We start from the raw sequence: 23,333 nt of genomic DNA, 5'->3' as shown, positions 1-23,333 counted from the left end.
TCTCTCCTCAGGCCGCGCCTAATTACTCGAACCAGTGGGCTCGGGCGGCCATGATCAACTTGCCGGCACGATCATCGTCAATGCCGTCGATGTCGAGCAGGTCGTCAATAGACTGCTCGGCCAGGTCTTCGCGGGTAATTACGCCGCGCACCGCCAGTTCCATCGCCAAATCCTTGTCCATACCCTCAAGCGAGAGCAGGTCTTCGGCCGGATGGGCGTCTGCCAGCTTTTCCTCAGTAGCGATGGCTTTGGTCAACAAACGATCCTTGGCACGAGCGCGAAGCTCGTTGACGGTATCTTCGTCAAAGCCGTCGATGTTGAGCATTTCTTCCAACGGTACGTAGGCAATCTCTTCCAGGCTGGTGAAGCCTTCGTCCACCAGCACCTGTGCCAGATCTTCGTCGACTTCCAGCTCGTCGATGAAGTTGCGCAGGATGTCGCCGGTTTCCGCTTGCTGTTTAGCCTGGATGTCCGATTCGGTCATCACGTTCAGGGTCCAGCCAGTCAACTGGCTAGCCAGACGCACGTTCTGACCACCGCGACCGATGGCCTGAGCCAGATTGTCTGCGCCAACGGCGATGTCCATTGCGTGGGCATCTTCGTCAACGATAATTGCCGCAACCTCGGCCGGGGACATGGCGTTGATCACGAACTGAGCCGGGTTGTCGTCCCACAGAACGATGTCAACACGCTCACCGCCCAACTCACCCGACACTGCCTGGACGCGCGAACCGCGCATACCGATGCAAGCGCCCTGCGGGTCAATGCGTTTGTCCTTGGAGCGAACAGCGATCTTGGCGCGCGAACCCGGATCACGGGACGCAGCCATCACTTCGATCAGGCCTTCGGCAATTTCCGGCACTTCGATGCGGAACAACTCGATCAGCATTTCCGGCGCGGTGCGCGACAGGATCAACTGCGGGCCGCGGTTCTCGGTGCGGATTTCCTTGAGCAGCGCACGCAGACGCACGCCAACCCGGAAAGTTTCGCGAGAAATGATGTCTTCGCGGGCCAGCAACGCTTCAGCGTTGTTGCCCAGATCAACGATCACGTTGTCGCGGGTGACTTTTTTCACGGTGCCGGAGATGATTTCACCCAGGCGCTCGCGGTAAGCGTCAACAACCTGAGCGCGCTCGGCTTCGCGAACTTTCTGCACAATGACTTGCTTGGCAGTCTGTGCAGCAATGCGGCCGAACTCGATGGACTCGATTTTCTCTTCTACGACATCACCGACCTTGGCGCCAGGATGCGTTTCGGCAACCTTGCTCGGCCAGGTTTCGATGGCCGGATCGTCCAGGTCTGCTTCTTCGACGACCGTCCAGCGACGGAATGTCTCGTATGCACCCGTGTGGCGATTGATTTCCACACGCAGATCAACTTCGTCTTCGAAACGCTTTTTGGTAGCAGTGGCCAGAGCCAGCTCCAGCGCTTCAAAAATAACGTTTGCCGGTACGCCCTTTTCATTGGATACCGACTCAACAACCAGCAGTACTTCTTTGCTCATCGTACGCCTCGCCTTTCGCAAGCCATTGGATCCGCGGGATCCGCAGTATCTGGCACGCCTCAGTCAAAACTGGGAATAATGTTGGCCTTGTCGATCATATCGATCGGCAACAGGAACTCATGGTCTTCTACCTGCACCACGACATCCTGCTCTTCTACGCCGCGCAGAAGGCCCTGAAAGTTGCGTCGTCCTTCAAAAGGCGAGCGCAGCTTGATCTTCACTTGTTCACCGGCAAATTTTGCAAACTGCTCAAGAGTGAACAGCGGGCGTTCCATGCCAGGCGAGGAAACTTCAAGGGTGTATTCAACGGAGATTGGATCTTCAACATCCAGCACACCGCTGATCTGACGGCTGACGATGGCGCAATCGTCCACCAGCACGCCGCCTTCTTTATCGATATAAACGCGCAACATCGAGTGACGACCCTGAGCCGAAAACTCGATACCCCAGCATTCATAGCCTAGGGCCACGACCACCGGGGCCAGCAAGGCCTGCAACTCTTCTAGCTTGCTCGACACCTGAACCCCCTAGTGCATGTATGTGCATGCTATGCAAAATAAAAAAATGGGCGAAACGCCCATCCTTGAAACGCCGTCGAACAGCGGCGTTGAAAGTGTCCAGCTAACAAAAAGCCCCTTAAAAGGGGCTCCTTAAACTGGTTGCGGGGGCCGGATTTGAACCGACGACCTTCGGGTTATGAGCCCGACGAGCTACCAGACTGCTCCACCCCGCGACAAAGCTGGGGCGGAAGTATACGACCGATCCCCTACAGGGTCAATGTAACCTTCCACCTGCAAGAAAGCCCGCAACAGCGGGCTCTCCTGACTAATTGGTACCGAGAAGGGGACTCGAACCCCTACACCCTATGGGCACAACCACCTCAAGGTTGCGTGTCTACCAATTCCACCACCTCGGCAATACTACGTTTGAAACTCTTCTTACTTCTGCTCTTGAGCTGGAGGTACGTCAGTCGCTGGAGTAGCCGACTTTTGCTCTTGAAGCACCGGGACATCATCAGAAGCCGGTTGTTGCTTTGGAACTTCCAGTACCGCTGGATTTGGGAGACCTACTTGAGTCAGCTGTTCAGCCTTCTCTTTAGCAAAGTAACCTAACCCCAAGCTGGTTATGAAAAAACCTGCGGCAAGTATAGCAGTAAACTTACTAAGAAAGGTAGAGGAACCTTGGCTTCCGAACACAGTATTTGAAGCACCTGCTCCGAAAGACGCGCCAGCATCTGCACCTTTACCCTGCTGCAGCAAAACCAGAGCTACTACGCCCAATGCACCCAGCAGATGAAAAACGACTACGACTGTTTCCAGCATTTTTTCAGTTTCCCGCGGCGCGACAAATCGCACCGAACTCATCTGCATTCAGGGAAGCCCCACCAATCAGGCCCCCATCGATATCCGGCATGCCGAACAGTTCGACCGCATTGGCCGCCTTCACGCTGCCGCCGTATAGAAGCCGCACACCTTGCGCGACTTCAGAATTCTCTGCCGCCAACTGGGCGCGGATGGCTGCGTGCACATCCTGCGCCTGTTGTGGCGTTGCAGTCAGCCCGGTGCCAATGGCCCAGACCGGCTCGTAAGCGATCACCGCCTTGGCAAAGGCACCGACACCCAGCTCCTCAATGATACTGCCCAGCTGACGCGAGACAACCTCAAGAGTCTTTCCGGCTTCACGCTGCTCAAGGGTTTCCCCTATGCACAACACCGGAATCAAGCCACATGCCTGTGCCGCTGCGAACTTGCGGATCAGCATTCCGTCCTGCTCGCCCATGATCTGGCGGCGTTCGGAGTGCCCGACAAGCACCAGGGAACAACCTGCATCCACCAACTGACTCGGTGCAACTTCACCGGTCAACGCACCTTGTCCGGATTCCACCGCAGAATTCTGCGCGCCGACCGAAATCGACTTTCCTTCCAGACCATCAATCACTTGATTGATATGCAGGCAAGGCGGGAATACCGCAACATCAACATCGCTCGGCAAGACCAAGTCACGAAGGCCGTTGATCAGCTCAGCGACGCTGGCGCGGGTACCGTGCATCTTCCAGTTACCAGCTACCATAGGGCGACGCATGCTGTACCTCGTCGGTCAAAGTGGGCGCAGATGTTACCCAACACAATCATGGCTGGCAAGCCGAATTCAGGCAGAAACTTCAGTAACCAGTTTTGCCAGCTCTTCGGCATAGCCACGAACCTGCGTTTCGTCTTCGCCTTCGACCATCACACGCACCAGTGGTTCGGTTCCGGACTTGCGCAACAGCACACGCCCCCGGCCTGCCATGGCCTTGGTCACACGTTCGCTGGCTTCCTTGACCGACGGATGGTCGAGTGGGCTTGCGCCGCCACCGAAACGCACATTGATCAGCACCTGAGGGCACTTGCGCAGCGCCTGACGCGCTTCAGCCAAACCTTGCCCACGAGCTTTCAACGCCTTCAGCACCTGCAACGCGGCGATAATCGCATCACCAGTGGTGGTGTAATTGAAGCAAACGATATGACCCGAATTTTCGCCACCGACCAGCCAGTTGCGCTCCAGCAGATCAGCAATCACATAACGATCACCAACATTGGCGCGGACAAATGGAATCGCCAGGTCGGCCAAGGCCAACTCCAATCCCAGATTGCTCATCAATGTACCGACTACACCACCTTGCAGCTTGTCTCGCTCATGCAGGTCGCGAGCAATGATGAACAGCAACTCATCACCATCGACGATCGCCCCCGTGTGATCCACCATCAACACCCGGTCACCATCACCATCGAAGGCGATACCCAGATCGGCGTGTTCAGCCAGCACAGCGGCCTGCAGTTGCCCCATATGGGTCGAGCCGCAGTTGTCATTGATATTCAAACCATTGGGCTGCGCGGACAAGACCACGACTTCGGCACCCAACTCACGAAACACACTCGGCGCCACTTTATAGGTCGCACCATGGGCGCAGTCGATCACAATCTTGAGGCCGGTAAAGCTGGTACCGGTCGGCACACTGCTCTTGCAGAATTCGATATACCGACCCGACGCGTCATTGATTCGCGACACCTTGCCGATCTTGCTCGACTCAACCACAGTCATTGGGGTATCGAGCAACTCTTCGATCATGTGTTCGACTTCATCCGGCAGCTTGGTGCCATTGCCGGAGAAGAACTTGATGCCATTGTCATCATGCGGATTGTGCGACGCACTGATCACGATGCCAGCCTCGGCATGAAAGGTACGCGTCAGGTAGGCAATAGCCGGGGTCGGCATAGGCCCAAGGAGCATCACATCAGCACCTGCCGACGTCAGCCCTGCTTCAAGCGCAGACTCGAACATGTAGCCGGAGATCCGGGTGTCCTTACCTACCAATACCTTGCAGGCGCCCATCTTGCGGAACGCCATACCTGCAGCCCAGCCGAGCTTGAGCATGAAATCAGGAGTAATCGGGTATTCACCGACACGCCCACGAATACCATCGGTGCCAAAATATTTTTTGCTCATAAGTGCTCCATCATTCTTATTCGGCTGATTCCACTGCGGCAATCATCCGCACCACATCCATTGTTTCGGCTACATCATGGACGCGCAATATACGCGCACCCTTCGCTGAAGCCAGCGCCGCGAGCGCCAAACCACCATACAGTCGATCCCCCACCGGGCGATTCAACGCCTGACCAATCATGCTCTTTCGCGAAACCCCGACCAACAGGGGTCGCCCCAAGGCATGCAGGGCCTCCATATGCTTGAACAAACTCAGATTGTGCTGCAAGGTTTTGGCGAAGCCAAAGCCGGGGTCAAGAATGATCCGCTCGGCCGCAATTCCCACCAATGAACACTGATGCATGCGCTCGGCGAGAAACTCACCGACTTCCCTTGTAACGTCGTGATACTGCGGATTGTCCTGCATATCGCCTGGCTCTCCAAGCATATGCATCAGGCAAACCGGTAACCCGGTGGCCGCCGCGGCATCCAGGGCACCATCGCGACGCAACGAACGCACGTCATTGATCAACCCGGCACCCAGGCGCGCAGTTTCACGCATGACGGCTGGTGTGGAGGTGTCGACCGAGATGATGACGTCCAGTTCGCGACTGATGCGCTCGACAATGGGCGCTACGCGCTCCAACTCTTCCAGTGGCGACACCGCCCTGGCACCAGGACGGGTAGATTCGCCACCGACATCGATCAGCGTCGCGCCGGCCGCCACCATGGCCTCAGCGTGGCGCATGGCCGCGTCGAGCTGGCTGTATTGGCCACCATCGGAGAAAGAATCAGGAGTGACATTGAGAATACCCATGACATGCGTCTGGGCCAAATCAAGAACCCGGTTGCCGCAAGGCAACCGGGTCGAGGACTGAACAGAAGTCATTTCAAACCTTATACGTCAGCAGCAGGACCACCGATCGGTGTTTCCGGACGCTCATCCTGCACCACCGGCGGGGTGCCGGAAGTACCCGTGCCACCCGACCAGTCGCGCGGCTCGCGAGGCGGACGACCCGCCATGATGTCGTCGATCTGCTCGGCATCGATCGTTTCGTACTTCATCAAGGCATCGGCCATCGCATCGAGCTTGTCACGGTTGTCCGTGAGAATCTGCTTCGCCGTGCCGTAGCACTGATCGATGATGCTGCGCACTTCGGAGTCGATCAGCTTGGCTGTCTCACCAGAGAAGCTTGCACTCTGACCGCCACCGCCGCGACCGAGGAACACTTCACCCTCTTCTTCGGCGTACATCAACGGACCGAGTTTTTCCGAAAGACCCCACTTGGTCACCATGTTCCGCGCAATCTGACTGGCGCGCATGATGTCGTTGGAGGCACCAGTGGTCACGCCATCGAAGCCCAAGGTCATTTCTTCAGCGATACGACCGCCGTACAGCGAGCAGATCTGGCTGATCAACGCACGCTTGGACAGGCTGTAACGATCTTCTTCCGGCAGGAACATGGTCACACCCAGCGCACGACCGCGCGGGATGATCGACACCTTGTACACCGGATCATGCTCAGGCACGACACGACCCACGATGGCGTGGCCCGCTTCGTGATAAGCCGTGTTCTGCTTTTCTTTCTCGGACATGACCATGGACTTGCGCTCAGCGCCCATCATGATCTTGTCTTTCGCCAGTTCGAATTCTTTCATCTCGACGATGCGCTTGCCGGCACGGGCAGCGAACAACGATGCCTCGTTCACCAGGTTGGCCAGGTCAGCACCGGAGAAGCCTGGAGTACCACGAGCGATCACGCCCGGGGCAACGTCGTCGCCCATCGGCACTTTGCGCATGTGAACCTTGAGAATCTGTTCGCGACCACGGATGTCCGGCAGACCGACCACAACCTGACGGTCGAAACGGCCCGGACGCAGCAACGCAGGGTCCAGTACATCAGGACGGTTGGTCGCGGCAATCACGATGATGCCGTCATTCATTTCAAAGCCGTCCATCTCAACCAGCAACTGGTTGAGCGTCTGCTCGCGCTCGTCGTGACCACCACCCATGCCAGCACCACGATGGCGACCGACCGCATCGATTTCGTCGATGAAGATGATGCATGGAGCGTGTTTCTTGGCCTGTTCGAACATATCGCGAACACGACTGGCACCCACACCGACGAACATCTCGACGAAGTCGGAACCGGAAATGGTGAAGAACGGCACTTTGGCTTCGCCGGCAATCGCCTTGGCAATCAAGGTTTTACCAGTACCAGGAGGACCGACCATCAGCACGCCACGAGGAATGCGACCGCCCAAACGCTGGAACTTGCCCGGATCACGCAGAAACTCGACCAGCTCGCCAACTTCTTCCTTGGCTTCGTCGCAACCGGCAACGTCAGCCAAAGTGGTTTTGACCTGATCTTCGGAGAGCAGGCGTGCCTTGCTCTTGCCGAAGCTCATCGGCCCGCCCTTGCCACCGGCACCGCCCTGCATCTGCCGCATGAAGAACATGAACACGGCGATGATCACGAGGATCGGGAAGCTGGCGACCAGAAGCTGAGTCCAGATGGATTGCTGTTCAGGCTGCTTGCCTTCGACCACGACGTGGTTATCCACCAGGTCGCCGATCAGGCCGTTGTCCTGGATCGCCGGGCGAATGGTCTTGAAGCTGTCGCCATCGTTGCGTTTGCCGGTAATCACGTAGCCATCAACCGCCACGCGTTCGACCTTGCCATCCTTGACCTGCTGGATGAAGTCGGAATAGTTGAGGGTCTGCGGCTCGTTAGGGCTGGAGAAGTTGTTCATCACCGTCACCAGGACAGCCGCGATGATCAACCACAGGATCAGATTCTTTGCCATATCGTTCAATTAACTACCCTCTGAAGCAAGCTCCGCTACTGGCGCGCGCTTCGCATGATATTCACCGGCCTAACTTACTACATTACCTACAACTTGGCAGGCGCCGTCTGTAACCCTTTGTGAAACACTTCCTACACAATATTCGCTAATTCTGACAAGGCGTAATACAAAAATCCTATCGCCCCGATCGAAAATTCACTCAACCCTCACTGCGTCCGCGGAAACCACGGCCCAGCAAGTACTGCTCGCGAGAACGGTCGCGCGACGAGGTCGGCTTGCGCATCTGCACCTTCTCGAACTGCAGGCGAACGCTCTTGTGGAACTCGTCGAAGCCTTCGCCCTGGAAGATCTTGATCAAAAAATCACCACCGGGCTTCAATACCCGAGTCGAGAGATCCAGTGCCAACTCACACAGGAACATCGCTCGTGGCATGTCTACGGCCGGTAATCCACTCATATTGGGGGCCATATCGGAAATCACAAGGTCTACTTCCTTATTTCCGACGGCATTGAGGATCTGAGCCAGCACCGCATCCTCGGTAAAGTCCCCTTGAATGAAGGTCACGTCCGGGATGCTGTCCATTTCCAGAATGTCAGAAGCGATCAGTGTGCCCTGCCCACCAATCAGACGACTGGTCACCTGGGACCACCCACCGGGGGCCGCACCCAGGTCGATTACGCTCATGCCCGGGCGGATCAGACGGTCCTTTTCCTGGATCTCCAGCAGTTTGTAGCTGGCGCGGGAACGGTACCCGTCTTTTTGTGCCATTTTGACGAATGGGTCGTTGAAATGTTCTTGCAGCCACTTAAGGCTTGTCTTGGAACGGGCCACGGGCCACCTCGAAAATAAAACGGGTCGTGATTAACTGGGCGGTCCCGGACTCGCTCGGGTAAACTGGCCGCCGCTTTTTACAAGATCAGACGCAGGGGTCAGATTATGCCGCTCACTCAAGAGCAGAAGAAACAGTACAAATCCATTGGCCACCATCTGAAACCGGTTCTGATTGTGGCAGACAATGGTTTGACTGAAGGTGTGTTAGCGGAACTCGAACGCGCATTGGCGGATCACGAGCTGATCAAGATCAAGCTCAACATCCTCGATCGCGAATCGCGCCTGGCGTCCATTGCAGAGCTCTGCAAGGTCGGCAAAGCGGATCTGGTCCAGGTCATCGGCAAGATGGCATTGATCTACCGCAAGAACTTCAGCGTCAACAAGCAGCTGTCGAACGTCCATCGCTTCAAGTGATTGCAAGGGTCAAGGGTGTGCTTCGCGCACCCTGCCACTCCATCCCGGCACCGGCTGCAACACCAGCACCAGCCCGGAAAAGCCCAGGACAAGATAGCTGAACGCCTGCCAACGATCGGCATCCGGCCAGCCGAAACGCACCGCGAAGTACATCGCGCACGCATACAGCGCCATCAACAGCAGTTGCCCGCGAATATCCCGCCATAGACTGACAAGGCCCTCGGCCTTAACCAGCACCAAAGCCTGAAAAATCACACACGCCGTAGCGAATCCCACTACCAACGTATTGAGCGTGCCTGCGATTTCATCGATCAGCAGCGGCGCCAGGCCAATTCGTCCCAGCACCGGCAACAGACCGATTTGCAACAACCACAAGCCGCCGACCCACAACATCTGGGTCAGCTGCCAAAGCATGGCGCCCGCACGAAACGGGCGCCGGCCTTCAGACGTGGCGAACTTCGACAATCTCGTACTCGATAACGCCACCAGGCGTTTTCACGGCGACCACATCACCCTCTTCCTTGGCAATCAAGGCGCGGGCCAGTGGCGAACCAACAGAGATTTTGCCCAATTTGAAGTCAGCCTCATCCTCACCCACGATGTGATAGGTGACGCGCTCGTCAGTTTCGACGTTGGCGATTTCAACAGTGGTGCCGAAAATCACTTTGCCAGTATGAGGAATGGTCGTGACATCAATGATGACCTGATTTTGAATCCGGCCTTCGATGTCACGGATCCGCGCCTCGACCATACCCTGCTGCTCACGGGCAGCGTGGTATTCGGCGTTTTCCTTCAAGTCACCCAACTCGCGGGCCGTACCGATGTCCTGGCTAAGCTTCGGACGAACGACCTTGGTCAGGTGAGTGTGTTCTTCTTCCAGGGCGCGAGCGCCCTGAACGGTCATTGGGTACTTCGTTATGCTCATGCCTTCAATCCTGCGTGTAGATCCTGCAAGCGGCGCACGGTCTTCTCGGGACCGAACTTCAGCGCTTCACAGATGGCTTCGCCAGCAGCAATGGTGGTGGTGCAGTAAATCTTGTGCTGCAAGGCGTTGCGACGAATGGAATAGGAATCAGCGATCGACTGACGGCCTTCGGTGGTGTTGATGATCAGGGTGACTTCGTCATTCTTGATCATGTCGACCACGTGCGGACGACCCTCGGTCACTTTGTTCACGCGGCGTACTTTCAGGCCTGCAGCTTCAATCAGCTTGGCAGTACCGGCAGTAGCAACCACTTCGAAGCCCAAGTTGATCAGATCACGGGCCACACCCGCAACCAGTGGCTTGTCGTCGTCACGTACGCTGATGAACGCAGTACCGCCGGTCGGCAGCACTTCGCTGGCACCCATCTGGGCCTTGGCGAACGCCTCACCGAAGGTGTCGCCCACGCCCATCACTTCACCGGTGGACTTCATCTCTGGGCCGAGGATCGGGTCAACGCCAGGGAATTTGGCGAACGGGAACACCGCCTCTTTCACGCTGTAGAAGTTCGGAATGATTTCCTTGGTGAAGCCGATTTCTTTCAGAGTCTTACCGGCCATGACGCGAGCCGCGATCATTGCCAGGGAAACACCGATGCACTTGGACACGAACGGCACGGTACGGGAAGCACGCGGATTGACTTCGATGACGTAGATGTCGTCGCCTTGCAGCGCCAACTGCACGTTCATCAGGCCGATCACGCCCAGTTCCAGGGCCATTTTCTTGACCTGTTCGCGCATCTCGTCCTGGATGTGCGCCGGCAGCGAGTACGGCGGCAGCGAGCACGCGGAGTCACCGGAGTGAACGCCAGCCTGTTCGATGTGCTGCATGATCGCGCCGATTACAACGTCTTTGCCGTCGCAGACCGCATCCACGTCCATTTCGATGGCGCAGTTGAGGAAGTGGTCCAGCAGCACCGGGCTGTCGTTGGACACTTGAACTGCTTCGCGCAGGTAGCGCTTGAGTTCTTCTTCTTCGTAGACGATTTCCATCGCACGACCGCCCAGTACATAGGACGGACGCACCACCAGCGGGTAACCGATCTTGCTGGCGGCACGAATCGCTTCGTCTTCGCTGCGCACGGTGGCGTTTGGCGGCTGACGCAGGTTCAGGCGCTGGACCATCTGCTGGAAGCGCTCACGGTCTTCGGCACGGTCGATGGCGTCAGGGCTGGTGCCGATGATCGGCACACCGGCGGCTTCCAGGGCGCGAGCCAGTTTCAGCGGAGTCTGGCCGCCGTACTGGACGATCACGCCTTTTGGCTTCTCGACGCGGACGATTTCCAGCACGTCTTCCAGGGTCACTGGTTCGAAGTACAGGCGATCGGAAGTGTCGTAGTCGGTGGAAACGGTTTCCGGGTTGCAGTTGACCATGATGGTCTCGTAGCCGTCATCGCGCAGGGCCAGTGCCGCGTGTACGCAGCAGTAGTCGAACTCGATGCCTTGGCCGATGCGGTTAGGACCGCCACCCAGAATCATGATCTTGTCGCGACCCGATGGCGCTGCTTCGCACTCTTCCTCGTACGTCGAGTAGAGGTAGGCAGTATCGGTGGCGAACTCGGCAGCGCAGGTGTCGACGCGCTTGTAGACCGGGAAGATTTCCAGCTTGTGACGGTGAGCGCGCAGGCTCTTCTCGGTCACACCCAGCAGCTTGGCCAGGCGCATATCGGAGAAGCCCTTGCGCTTGAGGCGGAACATCAGGTCGCGGTCGATGCTGGTCAGACCCAGGGTCTTGACCTTCTCTTCTTCCTTGATCAGGTCTTCCATCTGCACCAGGAACCAAGGGTCGATCATGGTCATGCCGAAGATGTCTTCGACGGTCATGCCGGCGCGCATTGCGTCCGCCACGTACCAGATACGCTCTGCACCCGGCACGGTCAGCTCGCGCTTGAGTACGCTCATGCTTTCCGGGTTGGCCAGATCAACTTTCTCGTCCAGACCGCAAACGCCCACTTCCAGACCGCGCAGGGCTTTCTGCAGGGATTCCTGGAAGGTACGGCCGATGGCCATGACTTCACCGACCGACTTCATTTGCGTGGTCAGGCGAGCGTCGGCTTTCGGGAATTTCTCGAAGGCAAAACGCGGCAGCTTGGTGACGACGTAGTCGATGGACGGCTCGAAGGACGCCGGGGTCTTGCCGCCGGTGATGTCGTTCGACAGCTCGTCGAGGGTGTAACCCACGGCCAGCTTGGCCGCGACCTTGGCGATCGGGAAGCCGGTGGCTTTCGAAGCCAGTGCCGAGGAACGCGATACACGCGGGTTCATCTCGATCACGACCATGCGGCCGGTGTTCGGGCAGATACCGAACTGAACGTTGGAACCGCCGGTTTCCACGCCGATCTCGCGCAGTACCGCCAGGGAGGCGTTACGCAGGATCTGGTATTCCTTGTCGGTCAGGGTCTGTGCCGGAGCCACGGTGATCGAGTCACCGGTGTGCACGCCCATCGGGTCGAAGTTTTCGATGGAGCAGACGATGATGCAGTTGTCCTTCTTATCGCGGACAACCTCCATCTCGTACTCTTTCCAGCCGATCAGCGATTCGTCGATCAGCAGCTCTTTGGTCGGCGACAGGTCCAGACCACGGGCGCAGATTTCTTCGAACTCTTCACGGTTGTAAGCGATACCGCCACCGGTGCCGCCCATGGTGAAGGACGGACGGATGATGCACGGGAAGCCGAGCTTCTCGAGGACCGCATTGGCCTCTTCCATGCTGTGGGCGATACCGGAACGCGGGCACGCCAGGCCGATGGACTTCATCGCTTTGTCGAAACGCGAACGGTCTTCAGCCTTGTCGATGGTGTCGGCGTTGGCACCGATCATTTCTACGCCGAACTTCTCCAGGACGCCTTCGCGCTCCAGGTCCAGGGCGCAGTTCAGGGCGGTCTGGCCACCCATGGTCGGCAGCAGCGCGTCCGGGCGCTCTTTCTCGATGATTTTGGCAACGGTCTGCCACTTGATCGGCTCGATGTAGGTGGCGTCGGCCATGGCCGGGTCGGTCATGATGGTGGCCGGGTTGGAGTTCACCAGGATGACGCGGTAACCCTCTTCGCGCAGGGCTTTGCAGGCCTGGGCGCCGGAGTAGTCGAATTCGCAGGCCTGGCCGATCACGATCGGGCCAGCACCAAGAATCAGGATGCTTTTAATGTCTGTACGTTTTGGCATGGGTTTGTCACTCAAATCCGCAGGTCAGTCGGCAAGCCGTCTTGTTCAATCTCTGAAGCCTTGAGAGGGCCGCCGGTACGGGGCCACCCTCAAGCTTTGCTACATCAGGGCGAGCGATCAGCGTCGCTTGGCCATCTCGGTGATGAAGCGATCGAACAATGGCGCTACGTCGTTCGGGCCAGGGCTGGCTTCCGGGTGACCCTGGAAGCTGAAGGCGCTCTTGTCGGTACGCTCGATACCTTGCAGGGTGCCGTCGAACAGCGATTTGTGGATCGCGCGAACGTTGGCCGGCAGGGTCGCTTCGTCTACGGCAAAACCGTGGTTCTGGCTGGTGATCATCACCACGCCGCTGTCCAGGTCCTGGACGGGGTGGTTGGCACCGTGGTGGCCGTGACCCATTTTCAGGGTCTTGGCGCCGGAGGCCAGGGCCAGCAGTTGGTGACCGAGGCAGATACCGAAGACCGGGATCTCGGTTTCCAGCACTTCCTTGATCGCCTGGATCGCGTAGTCGCAAGGCTCCGGATCACCAGGGCCGTTGGACAGGAACACGCCGTCCGGTTTCAGCGCCAGCACATCGGCAGCAGGGGTTTGCGCAGGCACGACGGTCACGCGGCAACCGCGCTCGACCAGCATGCGCAGGATGTTCACCTTGACGCCGTAGTCGTAGGCCACCACGTGGTACGGCAGCTCGGAGGCTTCGATGGTCGCGTGGCTGTCGGTTTTCAGATCCCAGACAGTCGAGCGCCACTCGTAGCTTTCCTTGGTGCTGACGACTTTCGCCAGGTCCATGCCTTTCAGGCCAGGGAAACCCTGGGCGGCGGCGATGGCCGCGGCTTCGGAAATGTTGTCACCGGCCATGATGCAGCCGTTCTGCGCGCCTTTTTCACGCAGGATGCGCGTCAGGCGGCGGGTGTCGATACCGGCGATGGCCACAACATTGTTGGCCTTCAGGTAGTCGGACAGGGACATCGTGTTACGCCAGTTGCTCGCCACCAGTGGCAGGTCACGGATGACCAGGCCGGCAGACCAGACGCGGTTGGACTCAGCGTCCTCCGGCGTGGTGCCGGTGTTGCCGATGTGCGGGTAAGTCAGGGTAACGATCTGTTGGGCGTAGGAAGGATCGGTAAGGATTTCCTGATAGCCGGTCATTGCGGTGTTGAACACCACCTCACCAACGGTCTGACCGTCGGCTCCAATGGCTTCGCCGCGAAAAATGCTGCCATCAGCAAGGGCGAGTATGGCTGGCTTAGTCAAGAAGACCTCCCGTAAATAAAGCCTGAAAGGGCGATCGCAGGTTGTAAAAAAGCGGAGTGACGTATGGACACGTCACCCCGCTTCTTCACTGAATTATTCTGCGCGCTTTTAGTGGACACACTAAAGCTGTAGCTTACAGAAAAAGGCCTTTTTGGTCTACCGCCAATGAGCCTAAAAGGCTGGAGAATGCGACAGGACGTCGCTTGGCGGAACAAAACCGGGCTCAAACGCGGTGCGCGAGCCCGATTTCGGGTGCATCTTAACGCAGATCGAGCACGTCTTGCATGTCGTAAAGGCCAGGCTCGCGCCCGTCCAGCCACAATGCAGCACGTACCGCACCCTTGGCGAACGTCATGCGACTGGACGCCTTGTGGGTGATCTCGACACGCTCGCCATCGGCAGCGAACAGCACGGTGTGATCTCCAACGATGTCGCCAGCGCGCACAGTGGCGAAACCGATGGTTTCACGATCACGAGCGCCGGTCTGGCCCTCACGGCCATACACCGCCACCTTCTTCAGATCGCGCCCCAGAGCATCGGCAATCACCTCACCCATGCGCACGGCAGTGCCGGACGGCGCATCGACTTTGTGCCGATGGTGAGCTTCGGTGATTTCGATATCGACATCGTCGCCCAGTACGCGAGCCGCCGTGTCGAGCAACTTCAGGCACAGGTTGACCCCGACACTGAAGTTGGCCGCGAAGACAATCGGAATGTCCTTGCCCGCTTCCGCCAGCAACTGCTTTTCTTCAACGCTGAAACCGGTGGTACCGATGATCATGGCCTTGCCGTGCTTACGGCAGAAAGCCAGGTTCTTCAGGGTCACCGTCGGGTGCGTGAAGTCGATCAGCACGTCGAACTCGTCGACCACCCGATCCAGATCACCGGACAGAGGAACGCCGATTCGACCCAGCGCAGCCAGCTCACCGGCATCCGCGCCGACCAGCGTGCTGTCGGGACGATCCACCGCCGCCGTCAGACCAGCGCCCGGGGTTTGCTGCACGGCTTCAATCAGGGTCTTGCCCATGCGCCCGGCGGCGCCCATCACTGCAATACGTCGCATGCCTGCCTCCTTACAAATCGCCGAAGAAGCGCTTCACGCCTTCGAACCAACCGGTGGTTTTTGGCGAATGGCTGTTGTCATCCGCCAGCGAACTACGGAATTCCTCTAGCATTTCACGCTGGCGACGGCTCAGGTTGACCGGAGTCTCGACCGCCACGCGGCACATCAAGTCACCAGCACCACCGCCACGCACAGGCGCGACACCCTTGCCACGCACACGGAACTGCTTGCCGGTCTGGGTCCCCTCAGGGATCTTCAGCTTGACCCGACCATCGAGGGTCGGAATCTCCAGCTCGCCACCCAGCGCCGCATCGACGAAGCTGATCGGCACCTCGCAGAACAAATGCTTGCCGTCGCGCTGGAAAATCGAGTGCTCGCGCACGTTGATCACCACGTACAGGTCGCCAGTCGGCCCACCCTGGGCACCCGCCTCGCCTTCGCCGGACAGACGAATGCGGTCACCGGTATCGACACCGGCCGGCACTTTCACCGACAGGGTCTTGTACTCTTCGACACGACCTTCGCCGTGGCAGGAGTCGCACGGATCGGAAATGATCTTGCCCTGGCCATGGCAGCGCGGGCAGGTCTGCTGCACCGAGAAGAAGCCTTGCTGCATGCGCACCTGGCCGATACCGCCACAAGTCGGGCAGGTCACCGGCGCAGAACCTTTCTTGGCGCCGGAGCCGTCGCAAGGCTTGCAGTTGACCAGCGTCGGAACGCGGATATTCACGGTCGTACCGCGCACCGCCTCTTCGAGGTCCAGCTCCAGGGTGTAGCGCAAGTCACTGCCGCGCTGCGCACCACCACGGGAACCACCGCGACCGCCACCGAAGAAGTCACTGAAGACATCGCCAAAGATGTCGGAGAAGTTCTGACCGCCGAAACCGGCACCGCCGCCACCCATGCTCGGGTCGACACCGGCATGGCCGTACTGATCGTAGGCCGCGCGCTTGCTGGAGTCAGACAGCACTTCGTAGGCCTCGTTGGCCTCCTTGAACATCTCTTCCGACGCCTTGTCATCGGGATTACGGTCCGGGTGGTGCTTCATCGCCAGGCGACGGTAAGCCTTCTTCAGGTCCGCTTCGCTTGAGCCACGCTCAACACCCAACACTTCGTAATAGTCACGCTTTGCCATAAGTCTTTGCACTCTTGAGGACGTCCGACAAAACCCTCCTGAGTTTGCCGAACTCGTTGAGCCCCAATACAGGCCCGGACCCAACTCACGTCAATTCAACGATCCTGGTCTTTGATTCTTGCGGTACTTGCGGCACGAAAAGCAGGAGCATTCCCGGCCATACCGTCAGCATTCGAACGTTGTCGCATGCTGTAAAAATTCGCGTATTCCAGATACGCCAACGCGGGAGCAAGCTCCCGCGCGGCGACATCCTACCAGTCACCGCCTGAAGGCAGTCAACCGGCCGACCAACAACTTACTTGTGGTCTTTGACTTCTTCGAACTCGGCGTCGACAACGTCGTCAGCCTTCTCAGCCGATTCGCCTTGCGGTGCAGCGCCTTCAGCAGGCTGAGCCTGTTCGGCGTACATCTTTTGCGCCACTGGAGCGGAGACTTTCGACAGCTCTTCAACCTTGGCGTCGATAGCGGCCTTGTCGTCGCCTTTAACAGCGGCTTCCAAGGCTACTACGGCAGCTTCGATTGCAGTCTTCTCTTCAGCGCTCACTTTGTCGCCAGCATCAGCGACCATTTTGCGCGTCGAGTGAACCAGTGCATCACCCTGGTTACGGGCAGCGGCCAGCTCTTCGAACTTGCGGTCTTCCTCGGCGTTGGCCTCGGCATCACGCACCATACGCTCGATCTCTTCGTCGGACAGACCGGAGTTGGCCTTGATCACGATCGACTGAGTCTTGCCCGTGGCCTTGTCCTTGGCACCTACGTGCAGGATGCCGTTGGCGTCGATGTCGAAGGTCACTTCGATTTGTGGCACGCCACGTGGTGCTGGTGGAATCTCGGCCAGATCGAACTTGCCCAGGGACTTGTTCTGCGTCGCTTGCTTACGCTCACCTTGCAGTACGTGAATGGTCACGGCGCCCTGGTTGTCGTCGGCAGTCGAGAACACTTGCGATTTCTTGGTAGGAATCGTGGTGTTTTTCTCGATCAGCGCAGTCATCACGCCGCCCATGGTTTCGATACCCAGGGTCAGCGGGCTGACGTCGAGCAGCAGAACGTCTTTCACGTCACCGGCCAGTACCGCACCCTGGATGGCAGCACCCATGGCAACCGCTTCGTCCGGGTTGACGTCTTTACGAGCTTCTTTACCGAAGAACTCGGTCACCAGCTTCTGAACCAGTGGCATACGGGTCTGACCGCCGACCAGGATCACGTCGTTGATCGCGCCAACGTCGATACCGGAGTCTTTCAGCGCAATGCGGCAAGGCTCGATGGTACGTTGAACCAGGTCTTCAACCAGCGCTTCAAGCTTGGCGCGGGAGATCTTCACGTTCAGGTGCTTAGGACCGGTGGCGTCTGCAGTGATGTACGGCAGGTTCACGTCGGTCGACTGAGCGGAAGACAGCTCGATCTTGGCTTTTTCAGCGGCTTCTTTCAGGCGCTGCATAGCCAGCGGGTCGCCCTTGAGGTTCATGCCGCTTTCTTTCTTGAATTCGTCGACGAGGTAGTCGATCAGACGAATGTCAAAGTCTTCACCGCCCAGGAACGTGTCACCGTTGGTGGCCAGTACTTCGAACTGGTGCTCGCCATCGACTTCAGCGATCTCGATCACAGAAACGTCGAAAGTACCGCCGCCCAGGTCGTAAACGATCACGGTGTGATCGCCCTTGGCCTTGTCCATACCGTAAGCCAGAGCAGCTGCGGTTGGTTCGTTGATGATACGTTTTACGTCCAGGCCGGCGATGCGGCCGGCGTCTTTGGTCGCCTGACGCTGGCTGTCGTTGAAGTAGGCCGGAACGGTGATCACCGCTTCAGTCACGGTCTCGCCGAGGTAGTCTTCGGCGGTCTTCTTCATCTTTTTCAGGATTTCAGCCGAGATTTGTGGCGGTGCCATTTTCTGGCCGTTCACTTCAACCCAGGCGTCGCTGTTGTCAGCCTTGACGATCTTGTAAGGGACCATCTGGATGTCTTTCTGCACGACTTCTTCGTCGAAACGACGACCGATCAGACGCTTCACCGCATACAGGGTGTTATGCGGATTGGTCACAGCCTGACGCTTGGCCGACTGGCCAACCAGGATTTCGCCATCGTTGGCGTAAGCGATGATCGACGGCGTGGTACGCGCGCCTTCAGCGTTTTCAATAACTTTTGCCTTGCCGTTTTCCAGCACGGAGACGCAGGAGTTGGTAGTCCCCAGGTCGATACCGATAATTTTGCCCATGTTCACTCTCCCGAAACTTTGGATTTGGTTGCCGCAGCAGTGGTGGCTAACTGCGGTAGCACTTAAACGCTTGACTTATAAATGGGGGCCTTGCGGCGGATTTCAAGCCTGCTCGTCAATTGAAGGCGAAACCGGCGCAGGCGCCTTGCTGACCACGACCATCGCCGGGCGCAGCAGGCGACCATTGAGCTGATAGCCCTTCTGGAACACCTTCAGAACGCTGTTCGGCTCGACATCGGCGCTTTCCTGCATGGCCATTGCCTGATGGTGAACGGCGTTGAACGGTTCGCCATGGGGATCGATCGCTTCAAGCTGATAACGCTTGAGAGTGTCCTGGAACATTTTCAGGGTCAGCTCGATGCCTTCGCGCATCGGACGGATGCTTTCGTCGTCCGGGCTGGACAGTTCCAGGCCGCGCTCCAGGCTGTCGACGATCGGCAGCAGGTCGCTGGCGAATTTTTCCAGCGCGAACTTGTGAGCCTTCTCCACATCCTGCTCGGCGCGACGGCGGACGTTCTGCAGATCGGCGGCTACACGCAAAGCCTGATCCTGAGCGCCTGCCAGTTGCTCTTCGAGCACTTGTACACGAGCCGCCAGGTCATCACCCGAAGCCTCGGGCGCCTGGTTGGCGTCTGGGTTTTGCGTATCCACTGTCTGTTCGTCAGCCATAGATTTCTCCTTTCAATTTCGTCCGCGAGCTCAACTCGCGCTTCTGCCCAGCTATATGGGGCCGCAAAATCCGGCTTCAAGGGGCGCCGACGATTAACCCTACAAAAAACAACTGCTTTGTCATTCCCGGTCGCGATAAGGCTTTCGTCGGACCGAGCGAATCGAGCTAACGAGGGGCATTGTCAGCCAGAAACAAAACACTGTATAAATAACCAGACCTAACACCTGGGAGCGGCCCATATGCTGGTGCACCTGTCCGTACACAACTACGCCATCGTTGAACATCTCGATCTCGAACTCGATCGCGGGATGAGCGTGATCACCGGGGAAACCGGCGCGGGCAAGTCGATCATGCTCGACGCGCTGGGCCTGACCCTGGGCGATCGCGCCGACAGCGGCGTGGTCCGCCCCGGCGCCGACAAGGCCGACATCCTGGCCACCTTCGATCTGGCCGACATTCCGGAAGCCAGCGCCTGGCTGGCCGAACGCGACCTCGAAAACGACGGCCCGTGCATCCTGCGCCGGGTCATCACATCCGAAGGACGTTCGCGTGGTTACATCAACGGCACGCCCTGCCCGCTTGGCGACCTCAAGGCGCTGGGCGAGCTGCTGATCGACATTCACAGCCAGCACGAACACCAATCTCTGCTCAAGACCGATACCCACCGTCGCCTACTCGATGAATATGCCGGCGCGACCGATCTGGCCCGCCAGGTTCACCTCGCCGCCCAACGCTGGCGCCAAACCCGCCTGGAACTGGAGCGACTCTCCAACTCCGGCGATGAGCAACGCGCCCGCCATCAATTGCTCAGTTACCAACTCGAAGAACTGGAAAACCTTGGCCTTGGCGACAACGAACTGGAGCAGCTAGAGCAGGAACACAAGAACCTGACCAACGCCGAGACCTTGCTCGGCATCTGCCGGCAAGTCGTTGAGCAATGCAGTGAAAGTGATTCCGGAAATGTACTGAACGCCCTCACCGCCAGCCTCAACCGCCTGTCGAGCGTTAACAGCTCGATCGGTGCGCTGGGCGAAGCCAGCAGCTTGTTGACCAGTGCACAGATCCAGGTTGAAGAGGCCGTTGGTGAACTGAACCGCTTCCTCGACAACTTCGACGCCGACCCATCGCGCCTTCAGTACCTCGAAGAGCGCCTCGACGCGATCTACACCCTGGCGCGCAAACACCGCATCCAGCCGACTGAAGTTGCCGAGATGCAACAGAAACTGCTGGATGAAATCGAAACCCTCAACGCCAATGACGAATCCATCGAGCGGCTGAGCGATGAACTGTCTTCATACGCTCGCCATTATCAGGAAAAGGCTCGCGAACTGAGCGATCTGCGTCATCAAGCCTCAAGCAGCCTGGCCAGCGCCGTGGAACAGGAAATCCAGCGTCTGGGCATGCCTGGTGGGCGCTTCACCATCGAACTGCGTCCAAATAGCAGCGACGAACTGCTGCCTAACGGACTTGAACAGGTTGAACTGCTGGTCAGCGCCAACCCGGGCCAACCATTAAAAGCGTTGGCAAAAGTCGCATCCGGAGGCGAGCTGTCGCGGATCAGCCTGGCGATTCAGGTGATCACCGCGCAAACATCTCGTGTTCCCACTCTGGTGTTCGACGAAGTCGACGTCGGCATTGGCGGCCCGACCGCAGAAATCGTCGGCCAGTTGCTGCGCAGGCTCGGCGAGCGAGGGCAGGTACTGACCGTGACCCACTTGCCACAAGTGGCGGCGCAAGGTCATCAGCATCTATTTGTGCATAAAGTGCGCGGCGAAGATGCCACCCGCACGGCCGTTTCCAAATTGAGCAAAAACGACCGCGTCGAAGAAGTCGCACGGATGCTGGGCGGCATCGACCTCACCAAGGAATCCCTGGCGCACGCCAGGAAAATGGTGGTGGCCGCAAAAGCTTGAATAAATAAAGGCAGAAAGCACGAAGGCGACCCTGGGGTCGCCTTCGTTCGTTTCGCGAACCTCAAGTTCGCGCGACATGCTTACTTTTTCTTGCGCACGTACAGCACCAGATTGTGATCAACCATCTCGAAGCCATACTTGTCGACGATTGCTTTCTGAAGCCGCTCGATTTCTTCGTCGAAGAATTCGATCACTTCGCTGGTTTCGACGTTGACCATATGGTCGTGATGCTTGCCGTCGTCCAGTTCGAAGACCGCATGGCCTCCGTCGAAGTTGTGCCGCACCACAAGGCCAGCTGCCTCGAACTGGGTCAGGACACGGTAAACCGTGGCCAGACCGACGTCCTCACCAGCCTCCATAAGGGCCTTGTAGACATCCTCGGCACTCATGTGGCGCTGCTCGGCGGAATCGAGCATTTGCAGAATTTTGACCCGTGGCAGGGTCACTTTGAGGCCGGCTTTGCGTAGTTCGCTATTTTCAACCATGGTCAGCTTTCTCGCGATGCTGCTTCGCAGCTTCTCTTAATGCGGGTATGATCGGCGTTTACGTTGTCCCAGCCAAGATAGTGGAAGTCGCCCACCGATGCAAAACACCAAGCTCTTGCTAACCAGTTTCACCTTTGTGGGACTGCTCGCACTCGCCGGTTGTTCATTCCCCGGGGTTTACAAAATCGACATCCAGCAGGGCAATGTCGTCACGCAGGACATGATAGACCAGTTACGCCCGGGAATGACCCGTAAGCAAGTACGGTTTATCATGGGCAACCCTCTGCTGACTGACACGTTCCATGCCGATCGCTGGGATTATCTGTACAGCCTGCAACCGGGCGGCGGTGAACGCCAACAGGAACGCATTAGCGTTATCTTCAACCCAAATGATCAGCTTGTCAGCCTCTCCGGTGATTTCATGCCAGGCGTGAGCCGTGACGAAGCCATTCTCGGCAAGGACAGCGGCACGACAGTGGCTGCCCCGGCAGAAAACGTCGAGAAGCCAAAACCGGAAAAACCGGTCAAGCCAGGTTCGTTGCTGGATCAGATCCAGAAGGACGTCGACGGTGTAGAAGCCGTTCCGGTCCCGACGCCGCAACCGCTGGAAACCTCGCCGCAATAATTTGCGACACAATAAAAAGCCCGGCTTGCCCGGGCTTTTTATTGTCTGGCGTTCCAGCCACTCACTGATTCCGCGCCTTGGCCTCGGCAGCTTTCGCCGCGCGCAGTCGGCGCACCTCTTTCGGATCGGCCAGCAACGGGCGGTAAATCTCGATGCGATCCCCGGCCTGCACCGCCCGACTCTCCGGGTCAGCTACCACCTTGCCGAAGATCCCCACAGGACAATGGGTCAGATCCAGCTCCGGAAACTCTTCAGCCACGGCCGACCTGAGCAAGGCCGCCCGCACGGTCGTTCCGACAGGCACGGCCACTGCCAGCAGCACCTGACGGTCTACGGCCGCGTAGACCACCTCAACTTCAATCATGACCTCAACCATGTATCTGCTTGGCGCGCTGGCAGAACGCATCCACCAAAGTGTTCGCAGCCTGATTGAACAGTGGCCCCAAGGTGGCACGAACCAGCGGCCCGGCATAATCGAACGACAGATCGAGGCTGATCTTGCAGGCCTTCTCGCCCAGCGGCTTGAATACCCACACGCCATGCAACTGATTGAACGGGCCTTCCTCAAGGTTCATTTCGATCGATTGACCGGGAACCAGGGTATTGCGCGTCACGAAATGCTGACTGAGGCCACCCTTCGCCACGCCAACGCTCGCCCGCATATGCTCAGGTGAGCTCTCCAGGACTTCGGCCGACGAGCACCACGGCAGAAACTCCGGATAGCGCGCCACGTCGTTGACCAGGTCATACAGCGCTTGGGCCGGGTACGGCAGCAAGGCCGAACGTGAAATGTGTGTCGTCATGTCAGCG

22 protein-coding genes and 2 tRNA genes are annotated in these 23,333 nt (G+C 58.3%); 3 read left to right on the top strand and 21 right to left on the bottom strand.

The window, feature by feature from the left end:
• Positions 1 to 22: 22 nt before the first annotated feature.
• From nusA to rlmE, 10 genes are all read right to left on the bottom strand, one after another.
• A complete protein-coding gene (gene nusA, locus AC3IT9_RS03845) occupies positions 23 to 1,504 on the bottom strand; it encodes a transcription termination factor NusA (protein WP_008057419.1) in 1,482 nt (493 codons plus the stop codon).
• A gap of 59 nt (positions 1,505 to 1,563) precedes the next feature.
• Positions 1,564 to 2,022, bottom strand: coding sequence for a ribosome maturation factor RimP (rimP, locus tag AC3IT9_RS03840; protein WP_007973115.1), 459 nt, complete (start codon positions 2,020 to 2,022; stop codon positions 1,564 to 1,566).
• A 138-nt stretch (positions 2,023 to 2,160) separates the two neighbouring features.
• Positions 2,161 to 2,237, bottom strand: a tRNA-Met gene (locus tag AC3IT9_RS03835).
• Between the two features lie 97 nt (positions 2,238 to 2,334).
• Positions 2,335 to 2,420 (bottom strand) — tRNA-Leu (locus AC3IT9_RS03830).
• 22 nt (positions 2,421 to 2,442) lie between these two features.
• Positions 2,443 to 2,826 (bottom strand): preprotein translocase subunit SecG, encoded by a 384-nt coding sequence (secG, locus tag AC3IT9_RS03825; protein ID WP_150727488.1) that lies wholly within the window; start codon positions 2,824 to 2,826, stop codon positions 2,443 to 2,445.
• 4 nt (positions 2,827 to 2,830) lie between these two features.
• Positions 2,831 to 3,586: a triose-phosphate isomerase gene (tpiA, locus tag AC3IT9_RS03820; protein WP_489272095.1), complete on the bottom strand. Its 756-nt coding sequence runs from the start codon at positions 3,584 to 3,586 to the stop codon at positions 2,831 to 2,833.
• 66 nt (positions 3,587 to 3,652) lie between these two features.
• Complete coding sequence (glmM, locus tag AC3IT9_RS03815; RefSeq protein WP_150727490.1) at positions 3,653 to 4,990, bottom strand: phosphoglucosamine mutase; 1,338 nt, start codon at positions 4,988 to 4,990, stop codon at positions 3,653 to 3,655.
• Between the two features lie 16 nt (positions 4,991 to 5,006).
• Positions 5,007 to 5,858, bottom strand: a complete 852-nt coding sequence (gene folP, locus AC3IT9_RS03810; protein WP_150758034.1) for a dihydropteroate synthase — start codon at positions 5,856 to 5,858, stop codon at positions 5,007 to 5,009.
• An 8-nt stretch (positions 5,859 to 5,866) separates the two neighbouring features.
• Positions 5,867 to 7,777: an ATP-dependent zinc metalloprotease FtsH gene (ftsH, locus tag AC3IT9_RS03805; protein ID WP_150754339.1), complete on the bottom strand. Its 1,911-nt coding sequence runs from the start codon at positions 7,775 to 7,777 to the stop codon at positions 5,867 to 5,869.
• 199 nt (positions 7,778 to 7,976) lie between these two features.
• Entirely contained in the window at positions 7,977 to 8,609 is a 633-nt protein-coding gene (gene rlmE / locus AC3IT9_RS03800) for a 23S rRNA (uridine(2552)-2'-O)-methyltransferase RlmE (protein WP_489272094.1), read from the bottom strand.
• A 105-nt stretch (positions 8,610 to 8,714) separates the two neighbouring features.
• Between rlmE and AC3IT9_RS03795 the strand changes: the two genes are divergently transcribed.
• Entirely contained in the window at positions 8,715 to 9,023 is a 309-nt protein-coding gene (locus tag AC3IT9_RS03795) for a YhbY family RNA-binding protein (RefSeq protein WP_007942889.1), read from the top strand.
• Between the two features lie 9 nt (positions 9,024 to 9,032).
• Here the strand turns inward: AC3IT9_RS03795 and AC3IT9_RS03790 are convergent, their stop codons facing one another.
• The 8 genes from AC3IT9_RS03790 to grpE all read right to left on the bottom strand — a co-directional run bounded on the left by AC3IT9_RS03790 (position 9,033) and on the right by grpE (position 19,499).
• Complete coding sequence (locus tag AC3IT9_RS03790; protein ID WP_150727522.1) at positions 9,033 to 9,437, bottom strand: MFS transporter; 405 nt, start codon at positions 9,435 to 9,437, stop codon at positions 9,033 to 9,035.
• Positions 9,438 to 9,465: 28 nt separating this feature from the next.
• Positions 9,466 to 9,942 (bottom strand): transcription elongation factor GreA, encoded by a 477-nt coding sequence (gene greA, locus AC3IT9_RS03785; protein ID WP_046038757.1) that lies wholly within the window; start codon positions 9,940 to 9,942, stop codon positions 9,466 to 9,468.
• A gap of 2 nt (positions 9,943 to 9,944) precedes the next feature.
• Positions 9,945 to 13,166, bottom strand: a complete 3,222-nt coding sequence (gene carB, locus AC3IT9_RS03780; RefSeq protein WP_095942405.1) for a carbamoyl-phosphate synthase large subunit — start codon at positions 13,164 to 13,166, stop codon at positions 9,945 to 9,947.
• 117 nt (positions 13,167 to 13,283) lie between these two features.
• On the bottom strand, positions 13,284 to 14,420 hold the full coding sequence (gene carA / locus AC3IT9_RS03775) for a glutamine-hydrolyzing carbamoyl-phosphate synthase small subunit (protein ID WP_151214257.1): 1,137 nt from the start codon (positions 14,418 to 14,420) through the stop codon (positions 13,284 to 13,286).
• Positions 14,421 to 14,679: 259 nt separating this feature from the next.
• Positions 14,680 to 15,483, bottom strand: coding sequence for a 4-hydroxy-tetrahydrodipicolinate reductase (dapB, locus tag AC3IT9_RS03770; protein WP_057716481.1), 804 nt, complete (start codon positions 15,481 to 15,483; stop codon positions 14,680 to 14,682).
• A gap of 10 nt (positions 15,484 to 15,493) precedes the next feature.
• Positions 15,494 to 16,618 (bottom strand): molecular chaperone DnaJ, encoded by a 1,125-nt coding sequence (dnaJ, locus tag AC3IT9_RS03765; RefSeq protein ID WP_057716482.1) that lies wholly within the window; start codon positions 16,616 to 16,618, stop codon positions 15,494 to 15,496.
• Positions 16,619 to 16,913: 295 nt separating this feature from the next.
• Positions 16,914 to 18,830, bottom strand: a complete 1,917-nt coding sequence (gene dnaK / locus AC3IT9_RS03760) for a molecular chaperone DnaK (protein WP_489272091.1) — start codon at positions 18,828 to 18,830, stop codon at positions 16,914 to 16,916.
• Between the two features lie 102 nt (positions 18,831 to 18,932).
• Positions 18,933 to 19,499, bottom strand: coding sequence for a nucleotide exchange factor GrpE (grpE, locus tag AC3IT9_RS03755; RefSeq protein ID WP_046038692.1), 567 nt, complete (start codon positions 19,497 to 19,499; stop codon positions 18,933 to 18,935).
• Between the two features lie 240 nt (positions 19,500 to 19,739).
• Between grpE and recN the strand changes: the two genes are divergently transcribed.
• Positions 19,740 to 21,413 carry a DNA repair protein RecN gene (recN, locus tag AC3IT9_RS03750; RefSeq protein WP_489272090.1) on the top strand — a complete coding sequence of 558 codons (1,674 nt, stop codon included), beginning with the start codon at positions 19,740 to 19,742 and terminating at the stop codon, positions 21,411 to 21,413.
• Positions 21,414 to 21,493: 80 nt separating this feature from the next.
• Here recN and fur read toward each other — a convergent pair whose 3' ends face one another.
• Positions 21,494 to 21,898 (bottom strand): ferric iron uptake transcriptional regulator, encoded by a 405-nt coding sequence (gene fur / locus AC3IT9_RS03745; RefSeq protein ID WP_003197684.1) that lies wholly within the window; start codon positions 21,896 to 21,898, stop codon positions 21,494 to 21,496.
• Between the two features lie 97 nt (positions 21,899 to 21,995).
• On the opposite strand from fur, the gene AC3IT9_RS03740 reads away from it, so the two are divergent.
• Complete coding sequence (locus tag AC3IT9_RS03740) at positions 21,996 to 22,523, top strand: outer membrane protein assembly factor BamE (protein ID WP_150727496.1); 528 nt, start codon at positions 21,996 to 21,998, stop codon at positions 22,521 to 22,523.
• Positions 22,524 to 22,584: 61 nt separating this feature from the next.
• Here the strand turns inward: AC3IT9_RS03740 and AC3IT9_RS03735 are convergent, their stop codons facing one another.
• Both AC3IT9_RS03735 and AC3IT9_RS03730 read right to left on the bottom strand, forming a co-directional pair.
• Positions 22,585 to 22,899 carry an RnfH family protein gene (locus tag AC3IT9_RS03735; RefSeq protein ID WP_489272088.1) on the bottom strand — a complete coding sequence of 105 codons (315 nt, stop codon included), beginning with the start codon at positions 22,897 to 22,899 and terminating at the stop codon, positions 22,585 to 22,587.
• Positions 22,892 to 23,326 carry a type II toxin-antitoxin system RatA family toxin gene (locus AC3IT9_RS03730; RefSeq protein ID WP_103394085.1) on the bottom strand — a complete coding sequence of 145 codons (435 nt, stop codon included), beginning with the start codon at positions 23,324 to 23,326 and terminating at the stop codon, positions 22,892 to 22,894. Before AC3IT9_RS03730 ends, AC3IT9_RS03735 begins: the two co-directional genes overlap by 8 nt.
• Between the last annotated feature and the right edge of the window lie 7 nt (positions 23,327 to 23,333).

The sequence above is a fragment of the Pseudomonas sp. KH_046_1 genome (genome assembly GCF_057839025.1).
The sequence above is the reverse complement of the archived record's forward strand: the minus strand, read 5'-3'. Positions and strand labels throughout refer to the sequence as shown.

What these genes read in the sequence shown, in the direction of transcription:
- nusA (WP_008057419.1), bottom strand. Translation starts at nt 1,504, where the DNA reads ATGAGCAAAGAAGTACTGCTGGTTGTTGAGTCGGTATCCAATGAAAAG.
- secG (WP_150727488.1), bottom strand. Translation starts at nt 2,826, where the DNA reads ATGCTGGAAACAGTCGTAGTCGTTTTTCATCTGCTGGGTGCATTGGGC.
- tpiA (WP_489272095.1), bottom strand. Translation starts at nt 3,586, where the DNA reads ATGCGTCGCCCTATGGTAGCTGGTAACTGGAAGATGCACGGTACCCGC.
- glmM (WP_150727490.1), bottom strand. Translation starts at nt 4,990, where the DNA reads ATGAGCAAAAAATATTTTGGCACCGATGGTATTCGTGGGCGTGTCGGT.
- folP (WP_150758034.1), bottom strand. Translation starts at nt 5,858, where the DNA reads ATGACTTCTGTTCAGTCCTCGACCCGGTTGCCTTGCGGCAACCGGGTT.
- ftsH (WP_150754339.1), bottom strand. Translation starts at nt 7,777, where the DNA reads ATGGCAAAGAATCTGATCCTGTGGTTGATCATCGCGGCTGTCCTGGTG.
- AC3IT9_RS03795 (WP_007942889.1), top strand. Translation starts at nt 8,715, where the DNA reads ATGCCGCTCACTCAAGAGCAGAAGAAACAGTACAAATCCATTGGCCAC.
- AC3IT9_RS03790 (WP_150727522.1), bottom strand. Translation starts at nt 9,437, where the DNA reads ATGCTTTGGCAGCTGACCCAGATGTTGTGGGTCGGCGGCTTGTGGTTG.
- carB (WP_095942405.1), bottom strand. Translation starts at nt 13,166, where the DNA reads ATGCCAAAACGTACAGACATTAAAAGCATCCTGATTCTTGGTGCTGGC.
- dapB (WP_057716481.1), bottom strand. Translation starts at nt 15,483, where the DNA reads ATGCGACGTATTGCAGTGATGGGCGCCGCCGGGCGCATGGGCAAGACC.
- dnaJ (WP_057716482.1), bottom strand. Translation starts at nt 16,618, where the DNA reads ATGGCAAAGCGTGACTATTACGAAGTGTTGGGTGTTGAGCGTGGCTCA.
- dnaK (WP_489272091.1), bottom strand. Translation starts at nt 18,830, where the DNA reads ATGGGCAAAATTATCGGTATCGACCTGGGGACTACCAACTCCTGCGTC.
- grpE (WP_046038692.1), bottom strand. Translation starts at nt 19,499, where the DNA reads ATGGCTGACGAACAGACAGTGGATACGCAAAACCCAGACGCCAACCAG.
- recN (WP_489272090.1), top strand. Translation starts at nt 19,740, where the DNA reads ATGCTGGTGCACCTGTCCGTACACAACTACGCCATCGTTGAACATCTC.
- fur (WP_003197684.1), bottom strand. Translation starts at nt 21,898, where the DNA reads ATGGTTGAAAATAGCGAACTACGCAAAGCCGGCCTCAAAGTGACCCTG.
- AC3IT9_RS03740 (WP_150727496.1), top strand. Translation starts at nt 21,996, where the DNA reads ATGCAAAACACCAAGCTCTTGCTAACCAGTTTCACCTTTGTGGGACTG.
- AC3IT9_RS03735 (WP_489272088.1), bottom strand. Translation starts at nt 22,899, where the DNA reads ATGGTTGAGGTCATGATTGAAGTTGAGGTGGTCTACGCGGCCGTAGAC.
- AC3IT9_RS03730 (WP_103394085.1), bottom strand. Translation starts at nt 23,326, where the DNA reads ATGACGACACACATTTCACGTTCGGCCTTGCTGCCGTACCCGGCCCAA.